The organism is Nonomuraea jiangxiensis (genome assembly GCF_900099965.1).
Lineage (GTDB): Bacteria > Actinomycetota > Actinomycetes > Streptosporangiales > Streptosporangiaceae > Nonomuraea > Nonomuraea jiangxiensis.
On record NZ_FNDJ01000025.1, the window covers coordinates 1 to 26,822 of the forward strand.

General features: G+C 70.4%; 26 protein-coding genes and 1 pseudogene. 18 read left to right on the top strand and 9 right to left on the bottom strand.

All coding sequences use genetic code 11. The features are described from left to right. Positions 1-378: hypothetical protein (locus BLS95_RS56200; protein ID WP_218136226.1), on the top strand; the 378-nt coding region annotated here is incomplete at its 5' end. 236 nt (positions 379-614) lie between these two features. Here the strand turns inward: BLS95_RS56200 and BLS95_RS40100 are convergent. Together BLS95_RS40100 and BLS95_RS40105 are read right to left on the bottom strand one after the other, a co-directional pair. Further along, positions 615-1,133 carry an NUDIX hydrolase gene (locus tag BLS95_RS40100; protein ID WP_090944373.1) on the bottom strand — a complete coding sequence of 173 codons (519 nt, stop codon included), beginning with the start codon at positions 1,131-1,133 and terminating at the stop codon, positions 615-617. Next, positions 1,130-1,663, bottom strand: coding sequence for a GNAT family N-acetyltransferase (locus tag BLS95_RS40105; RefSeq protein ID WP_218136227.1), 534 nt, complete (start codon positions 1,661-1,663; stop codon positions 1,130-1,132). Before BLS95_RS40105 ends, BLS95_RS40100 begins: the two co-directional genes overlap by 4 nt. A 108-nt stretch (positions 1,664-1,771) precedes the next feature. Between BLS95_RS40105 and BLS95_RS40110 the strand changes: the two genes are divergently transcribed. Then, positions 1,772-2,122 carry a hypothetical protein gene (locus tag BLS95_RS40110; RefSeq protein WP_090944378.1) on the top strand — a complete coding sequence of 117 codons (351 nt, stop codon included), beginning with the start codon at positions 1,772-1,774 and terminating at the stop codon, positions 2,120-2,122. Positions 2,123-2,445: 323 nt separating this feature from the next. After that, positions 2,446-4,092 (top strand): serine/threonine protein kinase, encoded by a 1,647-nt coding sequence (locus tag BLS95_RS40115; RefSeq protein WP_090944381.1) that lies wholly within the window; start codon positions 2,446-2,448, stop codon positions 4,090-4,092. A 7-nt stretch (positions 4,093-4,099) separates the two neighbouring features. Here the strand turns inward: BLS95_RS40115 and BLS95_RS56205 are convergent, their stop codons facing one another. Both BLS95_RS56205 and BLS95_RS40120 read right to left on the bottom strand, forming a co-directional pair. After that, positions 4,100-4,240, bottom strand: a complete 141-nt coding sequence (locus BLS95_RS56205; protein ID WP_176993632.1) for a hypothetical protein — start codon at positions 4,238-4,240, stop codon at positions 4,100-4,102. 498 nt (positions 4,241-4,738) lie between these two features. Continuing rightward, entirely contained in the window at positions 4,739-5,398 is a 660-nt protein-coding gene (locus tag BLS95_RS40120; protein ID WP_143044062.1) for a hypothetical protein, read from the bottom strand. Between the two features lie 161 nt (positions 5,399-5,559). On the opposite strand from BLS95_RS40120, the gene BLS95_RS58455 reads away from it, so the two are divergent. The 8 genes from BLS95_RS58455 (at position 5,560) to BLS95_RS40155 (ending at position 17,305) form a co-directional block, all read left to right on the top strand. Further along, positions 5,560-5,829, top strand: a complete 270-nt coding sequence (locus BLS95_RS58455; protein ID WP_245765577.1) for a MerR family DNA-binding transcriptional regulator — start codon at positions 5,560-5,562, stop codon at positions 5,827-5,829. A gap of 51 nt (positions 5,830-5,880) precedes the next feature. Then, positions 5,881-6,102, top strand: a complete 222-nt coding sequence (locus BLS95_RS58460) for a hypothetical protein (RefSeq protein ID WP_245765578.1) — start codon at positions 5,881-5,883, stop codon at positions 6,100-6,102. A gap of 71 nt (positions 6,103-6,173) precedes the next feature. Next, the gene (locus tag BLS95_RS40130; RefSeq protein WP_090944387.1) at positions 6,174-6,659 is read left to right on the top strand and encodes a SigE family RNA polymerase sigma factor; all 486 of its coding nucleotides are present in this window, start codon (positions 6,174-6,176) and stop codon (positions 6,657-6,659) included. Next, positions 6,656-7,828, top strand: a complete 1,173-nt coding sequence (locus BLS95_RS40135) for a hypothetical protein (protein ID WP_090944390.1) — start codon at positions 6,656-6,658, stop codon at positions 7,826-7,828. Before BLS95_RS40130 ends, BLS95_RS40135 begins: the two co-directional genes overlap by 4 nt. Before the next feature lie 308 nt (positions 7,829-8,136). Continuing rightward, positions 8,137-9,069, top strand: a complete 933-nt coding sequence (locus BLS95_RS40140) for a sulfotransferase domain-containing protein (RefSeq protein ID WP_090944393.1) — start codon at positions 8,137-8,139, stop codon at positions 9,067-9,069. 52 nt (positions 9,070-9,121) lie between these two features. Continuing rightward, a complete protein-coding gene (locus BLS95_RS40145) occupies positions 9,122-10,288 on the top strand; it encodes a peptidogalycan biosysnthesis protein (RefSeq protein WP_176993633.1) in 1,167 nt (388 codons plus the stop codon). Positions 10,289-10,305: 17 nt separating this feature from the next. Further along, on the top strand, positions 10,306-12,045 hold the full coding sequence (locus BLS95_RS40150) for a non-ribosomal peptide synthetase (RefSeq protein WP_176993634.1): 1,740 nt from the start codon (positions 10,306-10,308) through the stop codon (positions 12,043-12,045). 10 nt (positions 12,046-12,055) lie between these two features. Continuing rightward, entirely contained in the window at positions 12,056-17,305 is a 5,250-nt protein-coding gene (locus tag BLS95_RS40155; protein ID WP_090944401.1) for a type I polyketide synthase, read from the top strand. A 23-nt stretch (positions 17,306-17,328) separates the two neighbouring features. Here the strand turns inward: BLS95_RS40155 and BLS95_RS40160 are convergent, their stop codons facing one another. After that, positions 17,329-18,018, bottom strand: coding sequence for a thioesterase II family protein (locus tag BLS95_RS40160; protein ID WP_090944404.1), 690 nt, complete (start codon positions 18,016-18,018; stop codon positions 17,329-17,331). Between the two features lie 177 nt (positions 18,019-18,195). Here BLS95_RS40160 and BLS95_RS40165 point away from each other — a divergent pair, with 177 nt between their 5' ends. Beyond that, entirely contained in the window at positions 18,196-18,918 is a 723-nt protein-coding gene (locus tag BLS95_RS40165; RefSeq protein WP_176993635.1) for a sulfite exporter TauE/SafE family protein, read from the top strand. 25 nt (positions 18,919-18,943) lie between these two features. On the opposite strand, the gene BLS95_RS40170 is transcribed toward BLS95_RS40165, so the two are convergent. After that, positions 18,944-19,276 (bottom strand): anti-sigma factor antagonist, encoded by a 333-nt coding sequence (locus BLS95_RS40170; RefSeq protein WP_143044063.1) that lies wholly within the window; start codon positions 19,274-19,276, stop codon positions 18,944-18,946. A gap of 349 nt (positions 19,277-19,625) precedes the next feature. Further along, the gene (locus tag BLS95_RS40175) at positions 19,626-20,423 is read right to left on the bottom strand and encodes an aminotransferase class IV family protein (RefSeq protein WP_090944413.1); all 798 of its coding nucleotides are present in this window, start codon (positions 20,421-20,423) and stop codon (positions 19,626-19,628) included. A gap of 156 nt (positions 20,424-20,579) precedes the next feature. Here BLS95_RS40175 and BLS95_RS40180 point away from each other — a divergent pair, with 156 nt between their 5' ends. The 3 genes from BLS95_RS40180 to BLS95_RS40185 all read left to right on the top strand — a co-directional run bounded on the left by BLS95_RS40180 (position 20,580) and on the right by BLS95_RS40185 (position 22,390). After that, positions 20,580-20,903, top strand: coding sequence for a neutral zinc metallopeptidase (locus tag BLS95_RS40180; RefSeq protein WP_143044064.1), 324 nt, complete (start codon positions 20,580-20,582; stop codon positions 20,901-20,903). A gap of 219 nt (positions 20,904-21,122) precedes the next feature. Beyond that, a complete protein-coding gene (locus tag BLS95_RS56210) occupies positions 21,123-21,290 on the top strand; it encodes a hypothetical protein (protein ID WP_176993637.1) in 168 nt (55 codons plus the stop codon). 554 nt (positions 21,291-21,844) lie between these two features. Further along, positions 21,845-22,390, top strand: coding sequence for a hypothetical protein (locus tag BLS95_RS40185; RefSeq protein WP_090944418.1), 546 nt, complete (start codon positions 21,845-21,847; stop codon positions 22,388-22,390). A gap of 160 nt (positions 22,391-22,550) precedes the next feature. Here the strand turns inward: BLS95_RS40185 and BLS95_RS40190 are convergent, their stop codons facing one another. Continuing rightward, a complete protein-coding gene (locus tag BLS95_RS40190; protein ID WP_090944424.1) occupies positions 22,551-22,736 on the bottom strand; it encodes a hypothetical protein in 186 nt (61 codons plus the stop codon). Positions 22,737-23,446: 710 nt separating this feature from the next. Between BLS95_RS40190 and BLS95_RS40195 the strand changes: the two genes are divergently transcribed. The 3 genes from BLS95_RS40195 to BLS95_RS40205 all read left to right on the top strand — a co-directional run bounded on the left by BLS95_RS40195 (position 23,447) and on the right by BLS95_RS40205 (position 26,339). After that, positions 23,447-23,878 carry a hypothetical protein gene (locus BLS95_RS40195; protein ID WP_143044065.1) on the top strand — a complete coding sequence of 144 codons (432 nt, stop codon included), beginning with the start codon at positions 23,447-23,449 and terminating at the stop codon, positions 23,876-23,878. Between the two features lie 51 nt (positions 23,879-23,929). Beyond that, positions 23,930-24,823 (top strand): IS982 family transposase, encoded by an 894-nt coding sequence (locus tag BLS95_RS40200; RefSeq protein WP_090944430.1) that lies wholly within the window; start codon positions 23,930-23,932, stop codon positions 24,821-24,823. Between the two features lie 247 nt (positions 24,824-25,070). Then, positions 25,071-26,339, top strand: a complete 1,269-nt coding sequence (locus BLS95_RS40205; protein ID WP_090944433.1) for an IS110 family RNA-guided transposase — start codon at positions 25,071-25,073, stop codon at positions 26,337-26,339. Positions 26,340-26,602: 263 nt separating this feature from the next. Here BLS95_RS40205 and BLS95_RS56215 read toward each other — a convergent pair. Further along, a pseudogene (locus BLS95_RS56215) lies at positions 26,603-26,822 on the bottom strand (hypothetical protein); the annotation flags it as partial.

A 26,822-nucleotide genomic window follows, 5' to 3' on the forward strand; every position in this document is an offset into this window, starting at 1 on the left:
GCCGACAAACCCACCAGCGCCAACATCTCCGGCCAAGCCGCCATCGGCAGCGGCTTCACCCTCAAAACCCTCACCACCACCGGCACCAACTGGATCCTCGGCACCACCACCAGCGGAGAACTCATCTCCTACCGCATCAACGGCATCGGAGACCGCACCCGCCTCCCCCTCAAGGACACCACCTGGGAAGGCATCAGCCACCTCATGTCCCCCGGCGGCGGCGTCTACTACGGCCGCCACCCCAACGGCGCCCTCTACCACTACCGCGACACCAACCCCCACGACGGCGACGGCGACGACATCACTGGCCTGGGCACCGTCGACCCCAAGGGCTGGTCCCAGATCCTCATGTCCGCCCAACCCGCCACCGTCAGCTGACGCCGAGACCCACCACCACAACTCAACAGAGCCATCAGGGGTCACCCGGGGAGCCTGAACGCCGCGTCTCTTGCGCGAACGACGCCGCAGGGCGAGCGGGGAAGGAGGGGCCGGTCGGCGCCGTTCTCGCGTAGGCACCCGGGATGGTTCGAGGTGTTGCCCCGGCCGCCCGTCCGCTCATCCACCGCCCGACGTTCGACGTTCGCGGGGGAAGGCGGGCGGGCGCCCTGCCGGCTTCACCGATCATCCAGCAGATGCCACGGCAGGACGATCGGCGAGGCCGGGAGGTTCCCGGCCGCGAGCCGCGCCACCAGCGAGCCGAGTTCCCTGGGCACGACCTCCTCGCCGTCGGGGGCCGGTCCGGCCAGCTCGGCCGGGGTCCACCAGTGGAAGCGGTCGGTAGCCGCCCGCTCCTCCTCGTCCATGCCGGAGGTGTCCACGTCCAGCGCGTTCACGCGCAGCAGGAAATAGTAGTCGCGGGAGAAGAAGCGCCGCCCGCCGCCGGACCACGGGCCCTCACTCGTCGCGACCAGCGGGCCGAGTGTCTCCGGGGCCACGGCGTGGCCGAGTTCCTCTCGCAGTTCGCGGGCGGCGGCCTGCTGTGGGGTCTCGCCGGGATCGACGCCGCCGCCCGGCGTGAACCAGGCCCAGCGCGGAGCCTCGACCTGGAGGAGCCTGCCCCGGTAGAGCAGGATGCGAGCGGCGGGGTCGATCAGCAGGACCCGGGCCGACGTCCGGGAGATCACCTCGCTCATCGGGTCATCTCCACCGTGATGGCCCAGCGCTCGTGGTCCCGCCAAGCTCCGTCGATGAACTGGAAGTCGGGCGAGTAGCCCTCGCGCCGAAAGCCGACGCGCTCGATCAACCTCAGGGAGGCGGTGTTCGACGGCTGGATGTTGGCTTCGAGGCGGTGCAGGTCCATCTCGCCGAACGCGTGGCGGACCAGCAGTCCGAGCCCCTCGGTCATGTACCCGTGGCCGGTCGTGGAGGCGTACGCGGAATAGCCGATGGTCGCGCTCTGGTGGGTGCCGCGGACGATGTTGTTCAGGTTGACGCGGCCGACGATCGCGCCGGTGTCGTGCCGGCAGATGAGGAAGCCCTCGTGCAGCGGGCCGTCGAACCTGGCCAGGTAGCCCTCGAAGTCCTCGTAGGTGACGATGGGCGCGCCGGGCATCCACTTGGCCAGCAGCTCGGCGCTCGCCTCGGACAGGACCGAGAGCTCCTCGAAGTCCTGGAGGCCGATGTGGCGCAGTGCCACCCGCGCCCCTTGAGCAAGATAGGTCACGTCGGCTATTTTCGCGGGCACTCGTCGCATAGATCACTGACCAGAGTCATATCGCCACCCTGCCCAACGGCAGACGTGGCGGCATCCGCCGCACGCCAGGGTGACGGCATGTCACTCATCAGAGCCACTCCCGCGCTGGTTCCTCACAACGCCTGGTTCCCCGGGCGTTTCATCGGCGGCGGCGCCTTGGTGCTCGGGCCGCTCCTGTGGTGCGCCGGACTGCTGCTGCGGTACCTGGCGGAGAGCACGGCGGGCTTCACGCCGGAGCAACGGGCTTACTTCGCCACCCAGCCCTTCGCCGCGCCCGAGCAGCCGGCCGCGTACACCGTGAACCCGGGGCGCGCCTGTACTGGGCGGGCGTGGATGAAGACGGCCCTGCGGGTCATCGGGGCCCTCGGGCTGGAGCGGACGACCGAGCTCGTGATGGACCTGTACGTGGACATCTCCTACGGGCCCTGATTGGTGCCGGTTTCCGCGACCTTCGGTCTCTACGTCGGGACACTGCTCCTCGGTGTGGCCGCCTTCCGGTCAGGCACGTTCGGCACCGGGCGGCTGGTGCTGTTCCTGTTCGCGGGATGGCACGCAGGCGGAGCCCGTCGCGGAGGGAGCACGTTTGCGTCTGGTGAGCTGGTGACACGCCTGCCGGGCGGCAGGTGCCGGGGAGGTCACGGCGAGCCGAGCCGGCCCACTCGACGATGGGGTAAGCCGAAACCCCTGATTATGTTGTGACGATTTGCTTAGATATGGCATGCAAATCGTGATCTGCCGTTGGAAGGGTACTTGTGGACCCCGTGCGACCGGACCGCCCGCTGCGGGTAGGCGGCGACACCATCATCAGGACGATCGGTGAAGGGCCGCGTGGTGCCGTCCACCTCGGGCAGGAGACGGCGGAGTCCGCGCCGCGCGTGATCAAGCTGCTGGCGCCCGATACGGCGCGGGAGCCGGACGTCGTCCAGCGCCTGAGGTCTCTGACCCGCGTGTCCGGCCCCCACGTCGCGCGGGTGCTCGACGCCGGGATGTGGGAGGGGCGGCCGTACGTCGTCAGGGAGCACGTGGCGGGGCGCAGCCTCGCCGAACTCGTCGCGGCCGAGGGACCACTGCCGCGTGACGCGCTGGAGCGGATGGCGGCCGGCGTCCTGACGGCGCTGACCGCGATCCATCTGGAGGGCCTGACGCACGGTGGGCTGACCCCGTACAACGTCATCCTCGCTCCGGACGGCCCCAAGGTCACCGACGTGGCGGTCGGGCCGCCCGCGGGCGAGCTCGGCTACCGCTCGCCGGAGCAGCTCAACGGAGAAGCGTACGGGCCGTACTCGGACGTCTTCTCCTGGGCGGCGGTCGTGGTCTTCGCGGCCGCCGGACGGCCTCCCTTCGGGCACGACCCGCATTCCGTGATGAACGCCGCACCGGACCTGGGCAACCTGCCGGAGCCGGTACGGAGTGTTGTGGCGTCCGCCCTCGCCAAGCCGGTCGGGCAACGGCCGACAGCGCAGGCCGCATTGCTGGGCCTGCTCGGCTCCTCCGGGCAGGCGGCGGCTTCGCCGGGCTGGGGGCCGGTCGGGGCCCCGCAGGTGTCCGAGCCCTCGCGGCCCGGTCCCGGCTCCGACGGGCCGACCCGGTCCTTTCCTGTCGCGCTGGCCGCCGGTCTGGCGATCGTCGTCCTGCTGTCCGTGGCGGGAATCTGGGGAGCCAGCGTCTACGCCGGGAAGCAGCCGATGCGGCCGGCGGCGGCCACCGTCCCCGCGCCGGCCGGCACCGGCGAGCCGCCGCCCTCCTCGCTGCCCGAGGTGACCGTCCCCTGGGCCGGTACGCCCGATCCGCAGGACACGGCGGCGCAGCCGTTCGAGATGCCGACCGAGCCGACCACGGGTTCGGTGCCCGAGCTGAGCACCGCGCCCATGCCGGCGCTGCCGACCCCGCCGGTCCCGCAGCCCGCCGTGACGGTCACCAAGCAAACGACCGTCACGGCGTCCCCGACCGCATCGGCTGCCAAGAAGCAGCAGGAGTCGCCCAAGCCCACGAGAACGCAGCCGAAACCCACCAAGTCAACGACCTCGGCCCCGCCGCCGTCGCCCCAACCCTCGAAGACGGCTCCCCCGGAGGTTCCCGCCGGCGGATCGCCCTTGGACATCCACACGAACTACGCCTGGGCCAGAGGATCGGTGTCCTGGAACGGCACGGTCGCCACCGCGGACGGCCAACTGCAGGACACCACGCAGTACGAGTCACAGTCGTGGGTGCGCATCGCGTACAGGGCGTACGTCTCGGGTGCGTGGAAGGTGCGTTACGCCCAGCCCGATCCGTATACCAAGGTCTCGAACGGGCAGTCCGCACACTTCTCGTTCTCGATGAGCGGTCCGATCAAGGACGTGCAATGGGACCTGTGCTCCAGCCGGCTCGGGAAGACGTTCTGCACGGGGTGGAGCTGACGGGTGTTCAGCACGTGTGCCAGGGCTCTCCGCAGGGGATGGGGGCCGCGGTGGCGGTCATCGCGCTGGTGAGGGCCAGTCCGCCGGTGGTGGCGATCATGGAGATGAGGACGATCCCGATGGCCTTGACGCTGAGTCGCTTGCTCATGTTCTGCCTGCCCCTGTGATCCGTCCGGCAGCCCCGCTGGCTCCCGATCAGGTGAACTGCCGTCACGGTCACAACCGGGGCCATCTCCTCCTTATCCGATCCCTTCCACCCCGATATCAGCCCAGGCCACCACCATTCCCCGCGCCCACGCCCACCCCCAGGAGAGAGAAACCCGAGATCACAGCCCGGCAGCCGGCCTGACGGGGGCGGGATAGCGCGGCGAAGGCGATCCGATTGCGCGGACCGGAACATTCACCACAAACCCGGGTGAACCCCCGCACAGCGGCGGCACCCGGGCAGCGATAGTCAGACAGAGCACACTGGCGGCCTCGACAAGCTCGATCATCGACCCTGACGAACGGGCTTCCAGGCTCCTGTGGCTGCTCGGAGCCGGGCTCGGCCGCGGCGTAAGCCTCCTCGCGGCGGCCGAGCCCGTCGTAAGGCGTCGCGCTCGCCATGGGACGGCGCTTCGCCGTTCAGAAGCGAGCAGCAGGCAGGTCAGCGGCAGACGTCGTCGAGCGCGCAGACAAGCCGGGCCATCCGTACGGCATCGCTCGCGTGCCGGCGGAAGTCGGCCGGGCTCGGTGCGCGGGATGTCTCGTCGGTGTGGGCGTAGAGGAACACGGCGCTGCCCTTGCGGGCGACGACGGCGCGTTGCCCGTGGATCGTCGGCCGTGTCCCGTGGTATGCCTGCATGGCCACCTGGAGCGCCTCGTCGCCGATCCGGGCGGGGGTGCCGGTCCACCTCACGTCGCGGCCATCCCCCGCGCCGTCGTCGATCTTCGCGCAGCGCCGCAGCGCCGCCCGCAGGTCGGTCATCGCCTTCCTGGCCGCGCTGACGTCCCGGTAGAGGGCGACCTCCTCCATCTGGGCCGCGGCGGGGGCCTCCAGCCAGGCCCGGCGTACCGCGATCCGGCCCTTGGTGCCCAGCCCGGCGTCCTGGCACGGGTTCACCCACAGGATGCCGTGCGCGCTGTTCACCACTCGCCAGCGCGGGCGGCCGTCCACGGTGACCACCGGCCTGGGGCGGTCGGCACGCTCGTAGATGAGGAACCCCTTGGGTACGTCCGTCGCCGCGCTCGCCGTGCCGGCGCCCGGCCAGCACAACGCGACGCCGACGGCGGCTCCCACGCTGACCATGATCCGGATGCTTCTCATCCGCCGCTCCCCTGGTTGCCCGGCGACGCCGTTCGTCACCCCGTGTCACTGACTTCGACCACCGGGCCCGCACGAAGGTTGGCGCCGGCCGTGCAAAACCCGCGCGGACCCTGGTCCCTGGCGGTTGAGTCTCTCCCGAGGGGAGGCGGCAGAGTGTGCGCATGGACGGCGACGCGCTGCTGACGATCGGGGACCTGGCCCGGCGCACCGGGCTCACGGTGAAGGCGATCAGGTTCTACTCCGACCGCGGGCTCGTGCCGCCCACCATCCGCAGTCCCGCCGGTTACCGGTTGTTACGACGTCGGCGCGCCGGCCCGGCTGGAGTTCGTACGCACGCTGCGCGAGCTGGAGATCGACCTGCCCACCGTGAGGCCGAACTGGTCCGGGACCCGGAGTTCCGCGCGGTGGTCCGGCGGCTGGCCGAGTACTAGGCGGCCGAGCGCGCCCAGGGCGACACCACGGGGCTGCACCATGAGCTCACCGTGGAGGTCCGCGACCGGGTCGGCGCGGCGGTGGCCGCGGGGGTGGATCCCGCCTCGCCGCAGGCGGCCGCCATCGTGGACGCCCTCGCCACCCGATACGCGCAGACCTTCGGCCGCGCCGACGACGCCCGCCTGCGGGACTGGATGCTGGACCGCCTGCGGACGGCCGACGAGCCGCTCGCCGAGCGTTACCTGCGACTGCTCGCGGTGATCAACGGCTGACCGGTGCCGCTCCGGGCCAGATATTTGGCGAAGCCCCCAACCGTTCACCCCCTCGGGAGCGTCTTGTCTACATGACGGATTCCGAGGCGTTCGAAGCCTTCGTCGCCGCCTGGCACCCGCGGCTGCTGCGTGCCGCCATCCTCATCAGCGGTGACAGGCATCTGGCCGAGGACGTACTCCAGGATGCCCTGATCAAACTGGCGCGCCGCTGGTCGAAAGTGCACACCGACCCGGTCAACTACGTGCGTACCACCCTGTACAGGGACGTGGCGTCCAGGTGGCGGCGGCAGCGGGAATTCGTCTACGAGGAGCCGCCCGAACGGGCGGATCACGACAGCTCGGAGGCGTCGGACCTGAAGGTGGTGTTCGCCGGCGCGCTGGCCAGGCTGCCGGTGAAACAGCGGGCGGTGCTGGTGCTGCGTTTCTACGAGGACCTGCCCGTCGGGGAGGTCGCCGCGATCCTCCGGATCTCGCCCGGGACGGTGAAGAGCCAGACCCACGCGGCGCTGAAGCGGTTACGCGAGGTCGCCCCCGAGCTGGAAGAGGTGCTGATATGACGGACCAGAGGCTGCGGGAGCTCTTCAACGACCTCGCCGAGACCCTGCCCGAGGGGTCGTCCCGCGCGGGCGAGCTGTGGCGGCAGGGCACGCGGAGCCGTACCCGCCGCCGGTGGACGGTGGCCGGGGCGGCCGCGGCGGTCACCGTGCTCGTCGTGGCGGGGATCGTCGTGCCATCGGAGCCGGTCGAGCGCGCCGTCACCGTGCATCCCAGCGGCACCCCCACGCCCACGATCTCGCCGGCCCCCGCCAGGGAGACGGCGCCACCGCCCAGCGGTGAGACGAAGCTGCCCACGCTGGCGACCGCGCTGCCGGAGAAGTGGGCCGACCTCCCCGTCGTGACCGCGGTGCCCGGCCCCGTCCTGGGGGTGGCCCAGTTCGGCGACGGGCGCATCTACCTGATGAAGTCCGGCGGCCGCGTCCCTCTGGACGTGAAGCTGGACAACGCGGTGGACGCGGGCGGCAACCGCGGGACGCCGCTGAAGCCCAACGCCCTCGCCCCCGACGGGACGATGGCCGCCTTCCCGCAGCCGGACGAGGTGGTGGTCGTCGACCTGGTGATCGGGCGGGCCAGGCGCTACCCGGTGCCGGGGTTCAACGAGGTGGTGCTCTGGCGTGGCGAGCAACTCCTCGTCGAGCAGGAGGAGGCGAACTACCTGCTGGACCTGGCCACGGGGAAGGTGCGGCGGCAGCCGTACAAGGGGTTCGCGGGGGTCGCGGGCTACCGCGACCTCAGGATCGTCTCGCCGGAGGAAGGCGGCTGGACCGTCATCCGGGAGGGCGAGTCGGAGGTGGAGCTGGACGTGCGGGACATCACCAACGAGGGCGCCATGCCCGTGGGCGTCCTGGACAACCACGGATGGCAGCGCGGCGGCCTCGTGGCCAGGTCCGCGTTCGCCGGTTACGACCAGGGCAAGGGAGCCGACGTGGTCGTGGTGGCCGACGTCGCCACGGGACGGGTGGTCAGAACGCTGCGCCTGCCCTGGGGGGATCCGCCCGGCTGGAGGTGCGGGAAGGAAGGCTGCCCCGTACGCGGCTGGATCAGGCAGGACACCGTGATCATCGAGAGCCGGGACAGGCTGCTCGGCTGGAACATCGCCACCGGGGCGCTCTCCCGCGTCGCCGACCTCCCCGACAATGTGACCGCCTACTCCCTGCGCGGCTGGTGAGCGGCCCCGTGGCCCGGCGAATGCCTGAGCCCGATCCGCCCTGGCGCGAAGCGCGGCCGATCGGGTCGCCAATTTCCGGCCGGCGGGTTTATTCATCCGAAAGGACCGCTCCAAGTAACGCTGACCTGGCCCCTTACTGACCGGGGCGTCCACGCGGTGTCATGAGGACGGCACAGGGGCTTTGCGTTGCGCCAGGAATCCCGGCAAGACAGATCGGCAATGTATTCAAAGGACGATTCTCATCACAAAATGCATACGGACAATCACCTCCCTTCCTTAACTCCAGTACGTTGATTAAACTTACGCCGATGACGACGCATTTAGTTCGTTACCTCACACCGATGGAGGACAGCTCCCGGTGGGAGGGGTTCGAATTCCGTCCCGGCGACATCGTCATCAATTCGCCCGCGAAGTGCGGCACGACCTGGACGCAGACGATCTGCGCGCTCCTCATCTTCCAGTCACCCGAGCTACCCGCGCCGCTGTCGAGCCTGTCTCCGTGGATCGACATGCTCGTACGTCCGAAGCAGGAGGTCTGGGACCACCTGTCCGCACAGCAGCACCGCCGGTTCATCAAGACCCACATTCCGCTCGACGGCATCCCCGACGATCCGAAGGTCACCTTCATCACGGTGGGGCGCGACCCGCGCGACGTCGCCATCTCCTTGCGCAGCCACGGCAAGAACCTCAAGCGTGACGTGATCCGCCGCCTGATCAACCAGGCCAACACCCCCGGCAACGGGGCGGCCGAAGTCCCGGTCGACGATCATGACGAGCGGGACCTTCTCGACGAACGCACGTACACGTTACGTTGGGTGGACAACGACGACTCTCCGTACGAGAACCTCGACTCCCTGCGCGCCCTGATCTGGACGCAGAGCCGCGCATGGGTTCGCCGCGCCGACCCGAACGTCATCCTGCTGCACTACGCCGACCTCTCCAACGACCTCGCCGGCCAGATGCGGCGGCTCGCCGAACGCCTCGACATCGAGATCGACGAGAGCAGGTGGCCGGAGCTGGTCAAGGCCGCCACGTTCCAGCAGATGCGCAGTCGCGCGGCCGATCTCGCACCCGACGAACAACTGGGCTACCTCCGCGATCGCGAACGCTTCTTCCGCAGCGGCAGGTCGGGCCAGTGGCAGCAGTTCCTCACCGCCGAGGACCGAGCACACTACGACCGCCGGATAGCCGAGCTCGCGGAGCCGGACCTGCTCGAATGGCTCCATCACGGGTCCGGCTGACCGCGTGACCGCACAGGACATTCCGGCAATGACGCCAGAAGCACCCGGGGTCGTGACAGTCGATCGCGTCGCCTCGCTGGACGACGTGGCCGGGCGGACGTGGGACGACGTCGCCGACCCCGGGGACATGTTCCAGAGCCACGCTTGGCTGCGGGCTCTGGAACAGTGCGGTGACGGACCCGTCACCTACCTCATCGCCCGGCGACCCGGGCACCCTCGAATCCTCGGCGCCCTCCCCCTCTACGACTCGCTCCCCAGCCGCGGCGACTACCTGTACTGGCCGGAGCTCCACTTCCAGGACCTGCTGCACGCCGCGAGCCGGCTCGACGGCCGGCTGGGACTGCTGGCCGGTTCCTGTGCGGGATTCGGTACGCGGCTCATCGTGGACCGCGGCCTGCCGGGTCCGGCCAGGACGGCGGTCCTGCGTGCCCTCCGGGACGCCGCCGGCGCCGTCGCCGCCGAGCGCGGGCTTCCGTACACCTTCTTCCTGTTCCTCGACGCCTCCGCATGGAGCGACCTCGCTCCGATCAGCGGCGACGGAGATCACCACCGGTTGGCGAGCGTCGCCCAGACCGAGCTGGAGCTCCCCGGTACGGGCTTCGAGGACTACCTGGCGACGCTGCCACGGAACACGCGCACCAGCGCCCGCAGGGAAGTGGGGGTCTTCGCCGAGGAGTGCGCGACCGAGACCGTCCCCCTGCGTGAAGCCATCCCGACCATCGCGCCGATGATCGTGAACGTGCGGGCCAAGCACGGGATCGCCTACAGCGTGGACGCGGTCACGCGACGCCTTACGGCGTACTGCTCCGCGCTGGGCGACGCCTCCTCTATGGCCCTGCTGTGCCGCGTGCGGGGCCGCCTCGCCGGCACGGGGGTCATATGCCGCTGGCATGACCGGCTGTACGTGACGGACTTCGGGCGCCTCGACGACGGGGCGCCCGACCCGTTCGTGTACTTCAACGCGGCCATCTACGAACCCATCAAGTACGCCTATTCGGCGGGACTGTCGAAAGTCGTCACCGGCGCCGGGGCGGAGCTGGGCAAGGCCAGGCGCGGGGCGGCCATGCTCCCGCTGGTGCACCTGGCGTGGGCGGCGGCCGGGGACCGCCCGAGCCGCCACACCGGCGCCGCATCGGCGGAGAACCGCAAGGAGCACTGGCGCAAGATACGCGGCGCTCACCCCAGGTACTTCCACTCGGCCTGGGATGAGCTGCTGTGATGCATAAGGAGGCAAGCGTGAGCCGAGGGGACGAGCTGACTGCCCCCGTCCGTGACACCATCAGCACCACCGCGCCGGGACTGCTCGGGCGGATGCCTCGTGACCTGAGCAGGGTCGCCGTGGTCCACGAGGATCGTGATCTCACCTTCGGCGACATCGCCGCACTCAGCGAGGACGTCAGCGGCGTCGTACGAGGCCACGGCCTGGAGCGCCGCGTGGTGGGCGTGCCGGCCGACCGGAGCCCGGAGTTCGTCGCGCGGCTCATAGGGCTCTGGAGCGCGGGCGCCGTCCCGGCGATCCTGGGCGACTGGGGTCCCGAGCGGGTGCGCGGAGCCCTGACGGCCACCGGCGCCGCGGCGGCCTTCGGACCGTCCCCGGCCGGTCTGGAGCTGCTGGACACCGCCGGCGACGACCGGCGGCTCCTGGGCGAGGACCTGGGAGAGGCCAGTCACATCCTCTTCACGTCCGGTACGACGGGAAGGCCCAAGGGCATCGTCGTCGGACGAGCCGCCTTCGAGGCCGCCAGCTGGGCGTTCTTCAAAGAACTGCCCATGGACGAGTCCGATCGGATCGCCTTTCTCAGCAGGCCCGGCCACGACCCGAGCCTGCGGGAGCTGATCGCGCCCTGGCTCACCGGTGCGACGTTGTACATTCCCGGCAGCCGCACGGCCGCGGATCCCCGGCTGGCGGCGGCCTGGCTCGCGGAGCACTCCATCACCGTGCTCCAGGGCTCGCCGGTCCTCCTCCAGCTCATGGCGGGCTCGTCGAACCGTCCCGTGGACAGCCTGCGGCTGGTCTGTTCGGCGGGGGCACGGCTCACGGCCGCGGCGCTGCGGTCGACGGCGCGGTTCGCCCCGCGTGCCACCATCGCCAACTGCTACGGCGCGTCGGAGACCCCGCAGGTGGTGTGCATGCACCGCGTGCCGCCCGGGAAGGGCGTCGCGAGCGAGGACCCGGTTCCCATCGGGCGCGCACTCGGCCATGCCGTCGTCAGGATCGTCCCCGACGACATGTCCGGCGGTGAAAGCCCGCAGGGCCGGCTGCAGGTGGAGGCCGCCGCCTGCGCGCTCGGCTACACGGACGGAACCCCGCTGCTGGCTCCCGGCCACGACGGCCGGCGCTGGTACGACACCGGCGACATCGTCCGCCGGCTGCCGGACGGCTCGATGTGCTTCCTGCGGCGGGCGGACCGGCAGGTCCAGGTCAACGGCGCGCGGGTGGAGCTGGAGGAGATCGAGGGCGCGGCCACCCGGGTCGCCGGCGTCGTCGAGGCGGTGGCGACGTTCGTCGAGGACGGCGGCGGAGTCGGATCCGTACGCCTGACCGTCGTACGGAGCCCCACGACGGCGGTCGACGGAGACGAGCTGCGTGCGGCGCTCTTCGACTACCTGGACCCCGCGGTCGTGCCTTCGAGCATCGAGGTGCGTGACTCCCTGCCGGAGGACCCCGGATGGGACTCGGCCCCACCGGAGGACGCGCATGGTGAGGACGGGACTGCGACGCTGTCGGAGGTGCTGCAGGAGTGCGCGCGGTCGGCTCTGGGCCGCGGCAGCGGCCGGATCGACCCTGACGGCGGCTTCTTCGAGGCCGGCTTCACCTCGATGTCCCTCATGCGTTTCGTGTCGGAGGTCTCCGTCCGGCTCGGAGCGGAGATCTCTCCTGTGCTCGTCTATCGGTTTCCCAGCCTGAACGCCTTCGCCGACCACCTGCGGGAGCACCTGGACGACCTCACCTCAAGCTCGGATTTCCGGCGATAGGGCGGACGATATGGACAACCTCGTTGAGCCGATCGCGATCATCGGGATGGCCGGCCGTTTCCCGGGCGCGGCCGACACCCGGCAGCTCTGGAGGAACCTGGTGGCCGGGGAGGAGGCGGTGCGCTTCCCCTCCGCGGACGAGCTCCGGTCGAGCGGCGTGTCGCGTGCGGCCCTGGACGACCCGGCCTACGTGCGGGCGGTGGCGGAGCCCGAGGGCATCGACCTGTTCGACGCCGAGTTCTTCGGCCTGACCCGGCGTGAGGCCGAGGTGTGCGATCCGCAGCTACGGCTGTTCCTGGAGACCTCGCACGCCGCCGTCGAGAACGCCGGCTATGACGCCTCGGGACTCGGCAGGGCGGGCGTGTTCTCCTCGGTCGCCGCGAACCGCTACGCGATCGGCCGCGTCCTCGGGAGCCTGGAGGCGCTGCGGAGCGCCACCGGCATGGGGGCCGGCATGTGGAACAACCCCGACAGCGCGTCGACGCTGGTCTCGTACAAGCTGAACCTGCACGGCCCGAGCATGACCGTGCAGACGGCGTGTTCGAGCTCGCTCGTGGCCGTGCACCTCGCCGTGAACGCGCTCCGGCTCCACGAGTGCGACGTCGCTCTGGCCGGCGGCGCCGACGTCGAGTTCCCCGTCGGCCACGGGTACTGGTGGGCCCAGGACGGGCCGCTGAGCAGGGACGGCCACTGCCGCCCCTTCGACGCGGCGGCCACCGGCACGATCTTCGGCAGCGGCGTCGGCGTCGTGGTGCTCAAGCGGCTCGCCGACGCCGTGGCCGACGGCGACCGGATCTCCGCCGTGATCCGGGCCGTGGCCGTCAACAACGACGGCGCCAACAAGGTCGGCTTCACCGCGCCCAGCGCCGACCGGCAGGCGCAGGTCGTGCGGCGGGCCATGGAGGTCGCCGGCGTGGGTCCCGAGGACATCGGGTACGTCGAGGCGCACGCCACGGCGACCCGGCTGGGTGACGCCATCGAGATCGCTGCGCTGCGGCAGGCGTTCGGCTCCCGGGCGGGCTCGGGACTCGCGCCCGGGCGGTGTCCCATCGGATCGATCAAGGGAAACGTGGGCCACCTGGGTCACGCGGCGGGGATCACGTCGCTGATCAAGGCCGCGCTGTCGCTGGACCATGAGCAGATCCCCGCGAGCATCAACCTCGGCGAGGTGAACCCGCTCCTCGAACTCGACAAGTCACCGTTCTTCGCCAACGACACGCTGCGGCCCTGGCCCCGATCGGCCGGCCACCGGCGGCTGGCGGGGGTCAGCTCCTTCGGCATCGGCGGCACGAACGCGCACGCGATCCTCGAAGAGGCGCCGGCCCGCGCCGCCGACCCCGCCCCGGAGCCCACGACGCAGCTGATCGTGTGGTCGGCACGGACCCGGCCCGCGGCGGAGGCATATCCGGAGCGGCTCGCCCGATCCTTCAAGGAGAGCGCGGACCGGCTCTCCAGCGTTTCATTCACGCTGCGGAAGGGGCGCACGCCGCACCCGGTCCGCGGCGCCGTGGTGGTCGAGAGCCTGTCCGACGCGGCCACGGCCGTGCTCGACCACGGGAGGCGGGTCGTCACCCCGGAGGAGCGGGTGGAGCGGAGCACCGTGTTCCTGTTCCCGGGCGAAGGGGCGCAGCACGCCCGCATGGCGGCCGAGCTCTACCGCACCGAACCGGCGTTCAGCACGGCACTCGACGAGTGCCATGCCCTCTTCGAGGCCCACGGCCTGCCCCGGCGGCGGCTCCTGGAGGAGGGCGACACGACCCTCGCGCAGCCGGCGCTCTTCAGCGTCGAATACGCGCTGGGACGGCTGTGGCTGGCGCTGGGCATCGAGCCGGACGTGGTGCTCGGTCACGGCATCGGGGAGTTCGCGGCGGCCACGCTCGCCGGGGTGTTCACCCTCCCCGAGGCCGTACGGCTGGTGACCGCCCGTGCCCGGGCGACGGCCGAGGCACCCCCGGGCGCGACGGTGGCGGTCGCGGCCGGCCCGGACACCGTGTCGCCGCTGCTCTTCGGGAGCCTCGGCGTCGCCGTGGTGGACGGCGACCGGCAGACGGTCGTCGGCGGGTCGGCGGACGACGTGCGCCGCTTCGTGGAGGAGGTCCTCGCGGGGGCCGGGCTCGCCGCCTCCCCGCTGAGCTCCCGGTACGCCCTCCACACCCCGGCCATGACGGGCGCCGCCGAACGGTTCCGCCTGGCCTTCGACGGCATCGAGCCACGCCGGCCCCGCTGGCGGGTCTGGTCCGCGTCCACCGGCGGCCCGGCTCAGGTGGGCAGCGTGGACTTCTGGGTCCGGCAGCTCACCCGGCCCGTCCTGTTCAGGCAGGCGCTCGACGCCGTGCTGTCCGGCGGTGACCGGGTGCTGGTGGAGGTGGGCCCCGGGCGGACGCTCACCACCCTGGCACGCTCACATCCCCAGGTGCGTGCCGGGCGGCACCTGGCGGTGCCGTCGCTCCCGAGCGGGCCGTCGAAGGGCGCCACCGAGCGCGCCTCGTTCCTGCACGCGCTGGCCCGGATGTGGACCCTCGGTACGAAGGTGGACTGGTCGGCGCTGGGTTCGGCCGGCGGACGCGTGCCCCTGCCGGGTTACCCCTACCAACGGAAGCGGCACTGGATCGAGCGGGCGTCCCCGGGCGGCCCCGTCACGGAGGCGCCCGCCCCCGAGGCGGGCGGGGCGGTGTTCCGCCTGCCCACGTGGATGGAGGCCGCACCGGCCGGGCAGCACGACACCGGCGTCCGGGACCGCCCGCTGGTGTTCCTGCCCGATGATCCGCACCGGGCCGACGAACTGGTCGCCCTGCTGGGCAAGGCCGGGTGGGAGGCGTTGTGGGTGCGGCACGGTTCCTCGTACGCGGGAGCGGCGGACGAGTTCGTGATCCGGCCCCGGCACCCGGCGGACGTCGCCCGACTGCTGGACGAGCTGCGGGACTCGCGGCGATATCCCGGCCTCATCGTCGACGCGACGCAACTCGGAGACCTGGCAGAACCCGACCTGAGCAGCATCGACGACCAGCTCGACACCGGTTTCCACCGGATCGTCGAGCTGCTGCGGGAAGCGGCGTTGCGGGCGCCCGACAAGCGCGGTCGCGACGTGCTGCTCCTCACCGAGCTGTCTGCGGACGTGACGGGCGGCGAGACCGTGCACCCGGTACGGGCCATGCTGCTCGGGCTCCTGCGGACCTACCTGCTGGAGAACCCGCGCGCCAGGTGCAAGCTCGTCGACGTCCAGGGCGGCGTGCCCGGCGATCGGCTGCTCGCGGAGCTGTCCGGCCGGATGCGGTCGGAGATCGTCGCCCTGCGCGGGGATCGGCGCTGGGTCCCCGGCGAGCGGGAGCTCGTCCCCGACGATGCGGGCCCTGCCGTCCTGCGCCCCGGGGGTGCCTACGTCATCACCGGCGGGCTCGGCGGCCTCGGCCTGGCCCTGGCACGGGGCCTGGCCGCCACCGGCCTGCGGCCACGGTTGCTGCTGCTGGGCCGCCGGGTGGCGGGCGGGCACGACGCCGAGCTCGCCGAGATCCGGGCGCTGGGAGCAGAGTGCCGCGTCGAGGCGTGCGATGTGACCGACGTGGACACGCTGCGGCGGGTGATCGACGAGGCGTCGGACGCCTTCGGGGGCATCAACGGGGTGTTCCACCTGGCCGGCGTGGCGGGCGGGGGCATGCTCCAGTTCCGGACGCGGGCGCAGATGTCGGCGGTGCTCGCGCCGAAGGTCCACGGCACGCTGGCGCTGATCGAGGTGTTGCGGGGCCGGGCGGACCTCGACTTCTTCGTGGCCTTCTCCAGCCGGGCGGCGCTCAGGGGCCTGGTGGGCAGTGCCGACTACGCCGCGGCGAACGCCTTCCTGGACGCGGTGGTGCGCCGGCAGCCCCTGGCAGGCTGCGCCTCGGTCACCGTCAACTGGCCGTCCTGGGCCGAGGTCGGGATGGCCGCCCGCCAGGGGCGGCCATCGCAGGCCGGGCACCAGGGGGCGGAGGTGCGCCGGTGGTCGACCACGCTGTCGGTCGAGGGCTATCCGATCCTGGACGAGCACCGCATGGACGACGTGCCGGTGCTGCCGGGCACGGCCCAGGTCGACTTCGTCCTGCGCGCTTTCCACGAGGCGGTCGCCGGCGCGAACGGGCGCCCGGCACGGCTGCGGCACATGGTCTTCCGGCAGCCGATCACCACCCCGGAGCCCGTGTCGCTGGAGGTCGGTTTCGAGGCGCACGAGGAGGTCTGGCGATTCACCGTACGCACCGCGCCGCTCTCGTCGTCCCCCGGCTCGCCCGGCGACTACCGCGTCCACACGACGGGCGAGATCGGGCTGGTGGACGCCGGCGCGGGCACGGTGGACCTGGACGAGCTGCGCGCGTCGCTGCCCGAGCGGCGGATACCCGTGAACGACCCGGACAACCGGCTGTTCACCATCGGTCCGCGATGGCCGGGCGAGGAGATCTGGACCTCCGGGGAGGAACGGGGCACGAAGCTCGCCGTGCTCACCTTCCCCGAGGCGTTCGGCCATGAGCTCGACGAGCACGCGCTGCATCCGACCCTGCTGGACGCGGCGGTGTCGCTGGCGCGGGACCCCGACCACGAGGCGCCGCACGCGCCCTTCGCCTACCAGTCGATCGTGGTGCACCGGCCGATACCGGCGCTGGCCTACAGCCACATCCGCCGGCGCCCGAGCGGTTCTGACACGATCGTGGCCGACATCGACGTGCTGACGGCCGGCGGTGACGTCGCCGTCGAGGTCAGGGGCTTCACCATGCGCCGCGTCGACGAATCCATGGTCGCCCCCGAGACCCACCGCACGGAGCGGAGCGCCGACGCCGGGCAGGAGGAGCCGTCGGCCGGCGACGGGATCGCGCCCGCGACCGGGGTCGCCATGTTGCTGCGCCTCCTGGGCCGTCCCGGCCACCGGCAGGTGGCGATCACCCTGTCGGGGGAGCACGCGGTCCTGCTGAACGCCGACGACGTGCCGGACGACGCCGGCGGCGGGCAGCCGGGCGCGCCGGCCCCGGCACCCGGGCGGATCCCCGGTGCGGCGCCGTCAGCGGACGGGTCCACGATCGAAACCCGGCTGACGGAGATGTGGCGCGCCGCGTTCGGGGTGGAGTCGGTCGCCCCCGACGAGAACTTCTTCGACCTGGGTGGCGACTCCTTCACGGCGGTGGAGCTGGTCGAGGAGATCCGCAGGGGGTTCCGCGTGGACGTCGGCATCGCGGTGATCTTCGAGCACCCGACGGTGGCGAAGCTGGGCGCCGAGCTGCGACGGCTGACCGGGTGACGCCGTCGCGGGCCGGGCGGGGGTCAGCCGCGCAGCTTGCCGACCCATTCGCGCAGGGTCTCGGGGGGCAGCTGCTCGACGACCTGGTGGCCGCCGGCGATCATCTGGACCGACAGCCACTCCGTCGTGTACTGGCTCCAGTCGTTGAGGGAGTCGGCGTTCCAGGAGCTCGCGTCGTCGGTGGCGCCGACCGCGATCAGCGGCGCGTCGAGCAGCGGGCGCGGATCCGCCTCCAGATAGCGATTGAGCAGCCGGTATTCCGACCGCCAGAGCCGGGCGTACTCGGAGAGGGCCGTGGTGTTCAGGATGTGCGGCGGCGCCTCGATCTCCTCGGCCAGCGCCCGGTCCGGCAGCTCCGCCAGAGGCGAGAGCGGCGTGCGATGCGGCGGATACTGGCACATGACGACGGTGCCGCGAAGCCGTCGCTCCAGGTGCTTGCCCGCCTCCAGGCAGACCAGGGCGCCCATGCTGTGGCCCACGAGCACGACGTCCGTGACTCCGGAACGCGCGACAAGGGACGAAAGCGCCGCGCCGCGCTCCTCAATGGAGGGCACATTCATCGGCTCGCTCCAGTTGGCCCGGTGAATGACAGGTTCCAAGCCTGGCTCGTTCCATCCGTCCACGAACTTCGTCCGGCCTCCCAGACCGGGAACGAAGATGACGGCCTCGTCACCATCGAGGGCCGGGCTGATGATGTAGCTCGAAGACTCCACGTCATTCGCTCCTATTGACGCCAATTGACAAAATGCGCGGACACGTCTAAACAACCATTTGCCCGAAGCCTAGCGCCGATCCCGGTCGGTCTCCATATACCGCGGCATCCACTGCCGACGGATAATTTTCCTGAGAATGCTGGTTCATTTGAGTAGATCTGTGGCAAAGTGTGGCACGTGTCCACGCTGATTGCCGCCGCCGTAATTATCCTGATTGCTTCTACAGTGCACGCGGTGACCGGATTCGGGTACGCCCTCGTCGCCACTCCGCTGCTGGCCCTCACCGTCGACCCCCATACAGCAGTAGTCGCCACCACAATGTCGGCATTAGCCATGACCATCACGATCGGTGTGCGCCAGCGTCACCACGCCGAGTGGAAGGTGGCCCTGGTCGCCATGGCCGGCATCGTGCTCGGCATGCCACTCGGCCTCTGGGTGTACGGGGTCACGTCGGAGCGGGTGCTCACGGCGCTGATCGGGATCGGCGTCCTGGGCTGCACCGTGATGGTGTGGCGGCGCGTGAAGGTGCACGGGAACGTCCCCATCCTCGTGGGGGTCGGCCTCATCTCCGGCGCGCTCTCCACCTCGACCGGCACCAACGGGCCGCCGATGGTCGCCGCCTTCCAGGGCATGGGCTACGACCCGCACAAGTTCCGCGCCACCCTCGCGGCGGTGTTCGCCGGCACCAGCGTGCTCAGCCTGATCGGGTTCGCCGTGGCCGGCCAGGTGAACTCCGAGGCGCTCTGGATCGGGGTGATCGGCCTGCCGGTCGTACAGCTGGGGTGGTATGCCGGTAACGCGGTCTTCAGCCGTATCGATCCGGACCGCTTCCGCAAGGTGGTGCTGGTGTCCCTGCTCGTCAGCGCGGCCGTGACCCTCGCCAGCGCGCTCAACGGCTGACGCGACCGGCACCGGGCCGGCCCTGTCACGAACCCTTCCGCTGCTCCGGAATGATCGTGAACGCCTGCCCCAGCCCGGTCAGCTCCATGACCCGTTGTACCCTGCCGTGCACGTGCGTCAGCGTCATCGTGCCGCCACCGCTCGCGACGTCGGCCTGGATCCTCAGCAGCGCCTCCAGCCCCTCCGAGTCACAGAAGCGCAACTGGGCCACATCCACCACCAGATTGCGCCGCCCGCCTCCCATCGCGACGCCGACCGCCTCCGCCAGGTCGGAGACCGACGCGAGGTCCAGTTCACCGGACAGGGCGACGACGCTGCGGTCCGGTTTCTGTGTCACCCGTGCTGCCAAGGTCATCATGACCACCCCGCAGAGGACGACTCCTCCTCCACCTCCCAGACTATGGCGCGACCTGCGAGAACGACACACAGCCCCCACCCGGGCATGTGACAGAAGGTGATGATGCGCCTGCCGGGTCAGCCCGGATGACGTTTCGTCATGCCGGGCCCCTCCGACACTGACGATCGTCTGCCGTCGGCTCCTCGCCACGAGGTGGTGCCGGGATTGCGCTACATCCCTGCCGCCGCGGGCCGCATCCCGCGCGGACGGCGCGTGTCCGTGACCTTCCGCACCGTCACGGACCCCGCACCTTGATCCAGCCCCCGTAGGCTCCCGGCCGCCCTCTGGAACTGGGACGAAGCGGAGGTGATCAGGGTGAGGTGAGCGGCTCGGCCTGGTACGCCTGGTGGAGTGCCTCCAGGAAGGGCGGCGCCACCGGCAAGGGCATGGCCTCGATCCCGCTCACCGCCACCCCCGGCGTCCACGAGTTCATCACCACTCCCCCGGCCAGCTCCGGCAGGTCGGCGAGCCTGACCTCCTGCGTACGCTGGGGGACGCCGAGGCGTTCCAGTTGCCGGCGGACGATGCCCATCGTGATCCCGCCCAGCATCTCGGCCTCGGGCCACACCACCGCCGTGCCGTCCCAGAAGGCCAGGTTCCAGATCGACCCCTCGCTGAGCCGGCCCCGGCGGTCCACGAACGCCGCGTCGTCGAAACCGCGTTCGGCCGCCTGGCGCAGGACGTACGTCTTGGCCACCTCCCCCACGTGCTTCACGGCGGGCAGGAAGCGCTCGTGCTCGACGGCCGCCAGCCTGAGCGGGCCCCGCGGCCCTGAGGCGGCCGGCCCCGTACGGACCAGCATCTCAAGCTCCGCCCCTGCCTCGGTGAACTCGCCGGCGGCCGAGTACACGGTGGCCACCAGCGAGACGTCCGCCGGGCCGGCCTCCAGCGCCGCCCGCAGGTACGTCCGCACCCGATCGTCGGGCAGCGCCCGGCCGAACAGCTCCATCGAGGCGGACCGCAGCCGCTCCAGGTGCAGGTCAAGGCCACGAACCTGCCCGCCGCGCACCTGCAGGGCGGTGAAGTGGGCATAGCCCGCGAAGGCCAGCGGCGCCAAGTCGCCGGCGGTCGCCGGTCGACCGTTGCGTTGGGTGGCGAAAAAGGTCATGGATCACTCCGGCATTCGGTCGTCCGAGGGCAAACCGAACGCAAACGTCCGGTCTGCCCCCTGACGTTAGGCCTTCGTATCGATGTGAAGGTCAAGTGCCCGGCGCCGGCCGCTGAGCAGGCCCGGGCAACGCGGTCACCCCCCGACCGTGGTCACGTGGCCGACGACCGGCCGGGGAGATCCGGGGGCGTTCGTGCCCGCGTCCCGGTCGGCACGGCGGAACGCTCCCGGCGCCGAATGGAACTGCAGGCTGAATGCCTGGGCGGGGTGTTCATGGGCAGCGTCTGGGACTCCCTGGATCGCCCCGAGGAAGACTGGGAGGACCTGCTGGACCTCTACCGGGATGGCGAAGACGTTCAGGCGACAGTCCGCACCCACGGGAAGAGCCACAACATCGCAGCCTGGCTCGACAAGGGCTTTCGCGCCGCGTCGCCGCAAGCGTGCAACACCTGGACGGCGCCTTCGTCCAAAGTCGCCTGAAGAGCGGCCCGAACCTCGGGCCGTCTCATGCTGGCGTGGTCGGCAGCCGACCGGTCGCGCACGGCATCGGCAACGGGCTGTCCCCACGCCTCAACATCGCCGCCGTCGCCGGCCTGCCCGCGCGGCCTGCCCCGGCCGACATCACCACGCGCATGTGGCAGCGGGCCGCATCCCGGGCAAACTCCACGCCGGGCTTGTCCCGGGGCCGACGCCATAGCCTTGGCGCTGACCGAGGTCCCCGACGGTGTGGACAGCGCCGCCGATGCCGAAGCCCTGACCGAGCAGGTACTGCGCGACAGCGGCGCGATCGAGCTGCCGACCCGGCAACACGACCACCTCTCCAACAGCCGACGATACCCGCCTGGCCGCGGAGACACGTGGCGCTGAGCTCGAGAACGGCAGACGTGTCAGGCACTCCCGTCCGCCGCGGCCCGGCTGCTGAGATGCTTGCGGGAGCTCCGGGCCGACCGATTGGTGTCCATTCTCGTCACGCGATGCTCGGCAGCCCGGCTCTTTCGACGATGTCGCCGGGAAGATCACGAGGATGCCTTCCCCTTCGGGCGCGAACCGAACGGGGACCCCGCCACGTCCTCGACGTGGCACGACCTCGAATAGCACCTGCCCAGGGATGCGCACACTGCCGCGTACGCCCGCGTCAGTCGATACACGCCGACGCTGGGGATGCCGCACTCCTCTGGGCTTGCGCCATGTTCTTTGATAGATGACGTCGCGCCGAACCTGTCGAGAGGGCCACAAACGGCGGGCATACAACTCCTGGCCGGCGGCGAATCTCCAAGCCTGCGGCAGGCCGGTTGGGCGGGAGCCAGGCGAGTGGTCAACGTTCCTCGATTCGATGGGGACGTCAGGAGCATGCCAGTGGACCTGCTCGCGCCGCGTAGCGCGGGGCCGATATTGTCGGCCTTCGTCCGTAGGATCACCGCATGTCCGATGCCTTCACGGTCTTATGGACGCACGACACATGCCGTGCTCTGCGCACCGCAGGTCGCGTGGACGAGCGGCCGCCGGTCGCGTTCAGCGGCGTCCACTCGTCCCTGCCCACCTGGTCAAGCGCCCGCGCCGGGGACGAAGTGTACGCGCTGCACGTCAAGGCGGGCATTGTTCACGTCGTGAGCAGGATGCGCGTACTCGACATGGAGCGGCGCGCCTGCTGCGGCGCTGCCCCCGCAACCTGGCAGGACCCGGCGTTCCCCGGGCACGCCGACTGGTCGATGCTCGGAGCCGGCGGGTGCGGCGCGAAACCGGTGCACGTGGACGCGACACCCGTCCGTTTCGACGTCCCCATCCCCGGCGATCTCTTGGCACGCTTGACTTGGCGCAACCGCCGAGGTCAGACCCGCGCTCTGAAGTACGTCGTAGACGGCCGTCTGGAGCGTGCGGCCAGCCTCCAGGGCTTCTACCGCCTGACCTCCGACTCGGCCGGCGACCTGGCGGAACTCGTCGACAACGAGACCATGCGGAGGCGCTGACACAGCCGCCGGGCGGCCAGCAACTTGTGACGAAGAATGATGCCCTCAAGCCCAAGATCCGCGCTCGCATGGCCAAGTAACCGGCGAGCCGCACAGCGTCGCCGCCCGTCACGGCCGCGCTGCGGTAAGAGGTCCGCGAGCGCTACCTATCGGAGGTAGCTCATGGAGCCTTGCCGCCCGTGACTCGGCCTGCCTCGTGCGCCTTCCGCATCAGGTCGAGCACCAGACGCACCATCTGCGGATCCATGTCGGCCAGCGCGCTGAGCCCACTGCGGTCTCGCGGATCGGGACGCACACCCAGTTCGTCGAGCGTGGCGACGATGAACTGCAGGTTCCCGTCACGCATCAGGCGTCACCGCCTCGCGGCGAGCCCGGCCTGCTCATCGAAGCGGCCCAATCCGTCCCTGGCCGGCACCTTGCGTAGCACGAGCACCGCCTCCACCGCCTGGGCCGACGCACCTGGCCTGCCGCCGCGGCAGGGATGCCGTCGATCAGCTCGATCCTCCCGCAGGGCCAACTCGGGGGCAGCGCACACCCGGTGATTGCATCCTTATCGTCCACTACGGCGTGGCAGGAGGAAGACCAAGGCGAGCCTCGACGGTGGCTAAGAGCTGATCTACCGCTGCCTATCGACGCGGTCACCCGGCATCCCGACGGCGCCGTGGTGCTGTATCACCACGGCACCCAGATCCCGCTCGGTGCCTCACCCACCACGGACGCCCAAGCTCAGGCTCTGGCCGCCGCGCTGCTCACCGTCGCCGCCGATCACCCACCCGCCGGGACAGCGCAGCCGCCATCATGAGAGCAGAACCGTTAACCCCTCGGAAGAGCACATGACCGAACACCCAAGCAGCCTGGCCGGGAACTCATCTGCAGATGGCGCAGCGGGTCGGGCAAGTGCATTGCCACGACTCGCGCAAGGATCGGCCGGAGCGAGGGGATGAGCGCGACGAAGCCGCACGGTGAGAAGCCGGCGCGGCAGGACGCCCCCGGGCAAGCTGGTAGCCGCGCCGACGGGTGGCATCCCAATGACGCCCTGCCGCACAGGCGGTGGCCATGATCCACCGTCCCCACGGCCCGCGCGAGGAAGAAGCACTACGGCGCACCCTCAAGGACATCGACGACAGGCACCTGACCCTGTGGGTGCGTGGTCGCTTCTACGACGAGCACACTGGCGCGCCCCTGGACCCGCCACAGATCGAGGGGCTGCCCGACCGGCAGCCCCAGCCCGGTGTGCCCGGCCCGCGCGGCGCCTGGTGGACACCGCTGATCGAGCGCGGCTGGCTGGAGCTGTCGCCGCCCGGACGCTCACGGCGCTACCTGGTCACGGACGCCGGCCGCGACGCGCTCGCACACGCTCACGGCCGATCCGGCCAGGCCCCCGTCACCGACGCTGCCGAGGGCCGCCCCAGCACGGCTGTCGGCGTACGGGGCGATGTGCAGAGTCAAGTACAGCTAATCGTGCAGAGCTGGACGAGTAAGTCCTAAGTCGCTGCAGAGTGGAGTGTGGACGTAACGAAGGGTGTTGACGATCGGTTTGTGAAGACAGACCTCAACACCCTTCTAACGGCACTGTACGTCAGCATCGACAACTGGCTCGGGCACCGGCCACGTCTGGGACGCAAACCGAAGCTGACCGACGCCGAGCTGCTCACTCTGGCGGTGGCCCAGGTACTGCTCGGCATCCACTCCGAGGCGCGCTGGCTGCGCTACGTCCCCGAACATCTGCCCGGCGCCTTCCCCTACCTGCCCGGCCAGTCCGGCTACAACAAGCGCCTACACAAGGCCCTGCCACTACTCAAACGGGCCATCCGGGCGCTGGCGCAAGACACCGACCTGTGGGCCGACCCCGTGTGGGTGGCCGACTCCACCCCGATCGAGTGCGGCCGCTCCCGCCCCACCACCCGCCGCTCGGACCTGGCCGGTTGGGCCGGCTATGGCTACTGCCGCTCCCACTCCCGCTACTTCTGGGGCCTGCGCCTGCACCTCATCTGCACCCCCGCCGGCCTGCCCATCACCTGGGCCCTGGCCACCCCGAACATCGACGAACGCCAAGTGCTGATGGCCATCTGCGAGCACGACCCACACCTGCTCGCCGACCGGCCCGGACTGCTGATCATCGCTGACAAGGGCTACGTCTCCGCGGAACTGGACGCCTTTCTGGCCGAGCGCGGCGTGCAGTTGCTGCGCCCCTCCTACCGCAACCACACCCCACGCTGCGGCGAACACCTGCTGAAGCCGATCCGCCAGCTCATCGAATCCGTAAACGACACCCTCAAAGGCCAGCTCGACCTGGAACTCCACGGCGCCAGGACCGTCACCGGGGTTGGCTACCACATCGCCCAGCGCATCCTGGCCCTGACCGCCGCCATCTGGCACAACCGCCACACCGGCCAGCCTGTCACCCGATCACTGATCGCCTACGACCACTAATCCGACTTAGGACTTACTCGTCTAGTCCCATTTCCGCTGCGCAGAGCCCGTTCCGGGCTGAAAATCGGGAGTGGTTGCCCGCCGACGCCGTAGCTCTATGGTCGTCATGAGGCCGTCGTCTAGTCGGGCGCTGGGAGCCTGCCATGGGCCCTTCATTGTCGCCTTCGAGCACGCGGATTAGCTTCCGTAACCGCCCTGGCTCCTGCGGGTGACCGTTGTTGCCCGCGAAGCGACAGGGAGGAAGCTGGTGCTGGTCGAGACCAACGACAACGAAGAGATCATCCCCAGGATTGCCGCGCTCGACATCGGCAAGGCCGAACTGGTGGCCTGCGTGCGCCTGCCCAGCGAGACCAAGACTGGTAAACGGCTGCAGGAGGTCAGCACGTATTCAACGATGACCCGCGCGCTGCCGGCCATGTCGGATCGCTTCCGCTGCCTGGGCGTGACCCGGGTGGTCATGGAAGCGACCTCGGATTACTGGAAACCCGTCTTCTACCTGCTGGAAGCGGCAGGGTTCGAGGTGTGGCTGGTCAACGCGCGTGACGTCAAACACCTGCCCGGCCGGCCCAAGAGCGACACCATCGACGCGGTATGGCTCTGCAAGGTCGCCGAACGACAGATGATCCGCCCCAGCTTCGTCCCACCCCCGGCGATCCGCCGCCTGCGTGACCTGACCCGCTACCGCGTTGATCTGGTCGGCGCGGCCACCGCGGAGAAGAACCGCGTCGAAAAGCTCCTCGAAGACGCGCACATCAAGCTCAGCGTCGTGGCCTCCGACATCTTCGGCGTCTCCGGCCGCGCCATGCTCAAGGCCCTCATCAACGGCGAACGCAACCCCAAGACGCTGGCCCAGCTGGCCCGCACCCGGATGCGCACCAAGATCGGCGCGCTCGAGGAAGCCTTCACCGGCCACTTCACCGACCACCACGCCTACCTGCTCGGCAAGATGGTCGCCCGGGTGGAGGCGATCGAGGCCGACATCGCCGATCTCGACCGCGCCATCGAGGAGGTGGTCGCCCCTTTCGCCGACGCGGCGACGCGTCTGGATGAGATCCCCGGCGTCGGCCTGATCGCCGCTCACACGATCATCGCGGAGATCGGTTTGGACATGAGCCGTTTCCCCACCGCTGGGCACTTGTGCTCCTGGGCCAAGCTCACCCCGATCATCAAGGAGTCGGCCGGCAAGAAGAGGGGCCGCAACTCCACCGGCCACGGCAACCGCTACCTCGCCCGCGTTCTGGGTGAGGCCGCCGTCGGCGCCAGCAAGACCCCCACCTTCCTTGGCGAGCGCTACCGCCGCATCGCCCGCCGACGCGGCAAGAAGAAGGCCGTCGTTGCGGTCGGCCGCTCCATCTTGACCATCGTCTGGCACCTGCTGTCCAACCCCGACGCCCGCTTCCACGACCTGGGCGCCGACTTCTACGACACCCGCATCAAGCCTGACCGCAAGAAACGCACCCACATCCGCCAGCTCGAAGCCCTCGGCTACCGCGTGATCCTCGAACCAGCCGCCTGACCGAGTACGCCAATCAACAACCCTGACCCACCACCGCGAGCCAGGGTTCGCTGCCGCCTGCCCCGTCACTGTCCGATTTTCGGATTAGAGCTTGAGTTCGACCCGTGCGCGGCCAAGAAGAGCAGCGACGTAACCTGCATCCACTGCCAGAGAGAGCGGACCAACGCGCCGGGCAGACCTGATCAAAGCAGGGGTGCACACTGCCCATGCTGGACGTGTGCAGCTCCTCAACAGCCGCACACAACAAGCCTGCCCTGCCTGCCTCAGCCGCCGGACGACACCAGCGCGGACCCCAGATCCCAGAGCCGCACGGTACCGTCGTCACCGCCGGCGGAAATTGCGATCGTTTCGCCACCCAGCCGCCCGACCGCTACTGAGCGAACTTCGCCAGTGTGACCGGTCAGCGGCTCGCCCAGTTGTTTGCCCGCCGCCAGATCCCACACCCGCACCGTACGGTCCTTACTCCCCGACACCGCAATCGTC

What these genes read in the sequence shown, in the direction of transcription:
- BLS95_RS40100 (WP_090944373.1), bottom strand. Translation starts at nt 1,133, where the DNA reads ATGAGCGAGGTGATCTCCCGGACGTCGGCCCGGGTCCTGCTGATCGAC.
- BLS95_RS40110 (WP_090944378.1), top strand. Translation starts at nt 1,772, where the DNA reads ATGTCACTCATCAGAGCCACTCCCGCGCTGGTTCCTCACAACGCCTGG.
- BLS95_RS56205 (WP_176993632.1), bottom strand. Translation starts at nt 4,240, where the DNA reads ATGAGCAAGCGACTCAGCGTCAAGGCCATCGGGATCGTCCTCATCTCC.
- BLS95_RS40120 (WP_143044062.1), bottom strand. Translation starts at nt 5,398, where the DNA reads ATGAGAAGCATCCGGATCATGGTCAGCGTGGGAGCCGCCGTCGGCGTC.
- BLS95_RS58455 (WP_245765577.1), top strand. Translation starts at nt 5,560, where the DNA reads ATGGACGGCGACGCGCTGCTGACGATCGGGGACCTGGCCCGGCGCACC.
- BLS95_RS40130 (WP_090944387.1), top strand. Translation starts at nt 6,174, where the DNA reads ATGACGGATTCCGAGGCGTTCGAAGCCTTCGTCGCCGCCTGGCACCCG.
- BLS95_RS40135 (WP_090944390.1), top strand. Translation starts at nt 6,656, where the DNA reads ATGACGGACCAGAGGCTGCGGGAGCTCTTCAACGACCTCGCCGAGACC.
- BLS95_RS40140 (WP_090944393.1), top strand. Translation starts at nt 8,137, where the DNA reads ATGACGACGCATTTAGTTCGTTACCTCACACCGATGGAGGACAGCTCC.
- BLS95_RS40155 (WP_090944401.1), top strand. Translation starts at nt 12,056, where the DNA reads ATGGACAACCTCGTTGAGCCGATCGCGATCATCGGGATGGCCGGCCGT.
- BLS95_RS40170 (WP_143044063.1), bottom strand. Translation starts at nt 19,276, where the DNA reads ATGATGACCTTGGCAGCACGGGTGACACAGAAACCGGACCGCAGCGTC.
- BLS95_RS40175 (WP_090944413.1), bottom strand. Translation starts at nt 20,423, where the DNA reads ATGACCTTTTTCGCCACCCAACGCAACGGTCGACCGGCGACCGCCGGC.
- BLS95_RS40185 (WP_090944418.1), top strand. Translation starts at nt 21,845, where the DNA reads ATGTCCGATGCCTTCACGGTCTTATGGACGCACGACACATGCCGTGCT.
- BLS95_RS40190 (WP_090944424.1), bottom strand. Translation starts at nt 22,736, where the DNA reads ATGCGTGACGGGAACCTGCAGTTCATCGTCGCCACGCTCGACGAACTG.
- BLS95_RS40195 (WP_143044065.1), top strand. Translation starts at nt 23,447, where the DNA reads ATGATCCACCGTCCCCACGGCCCGCGCGAGGAAGAAGCACTACGGCGC.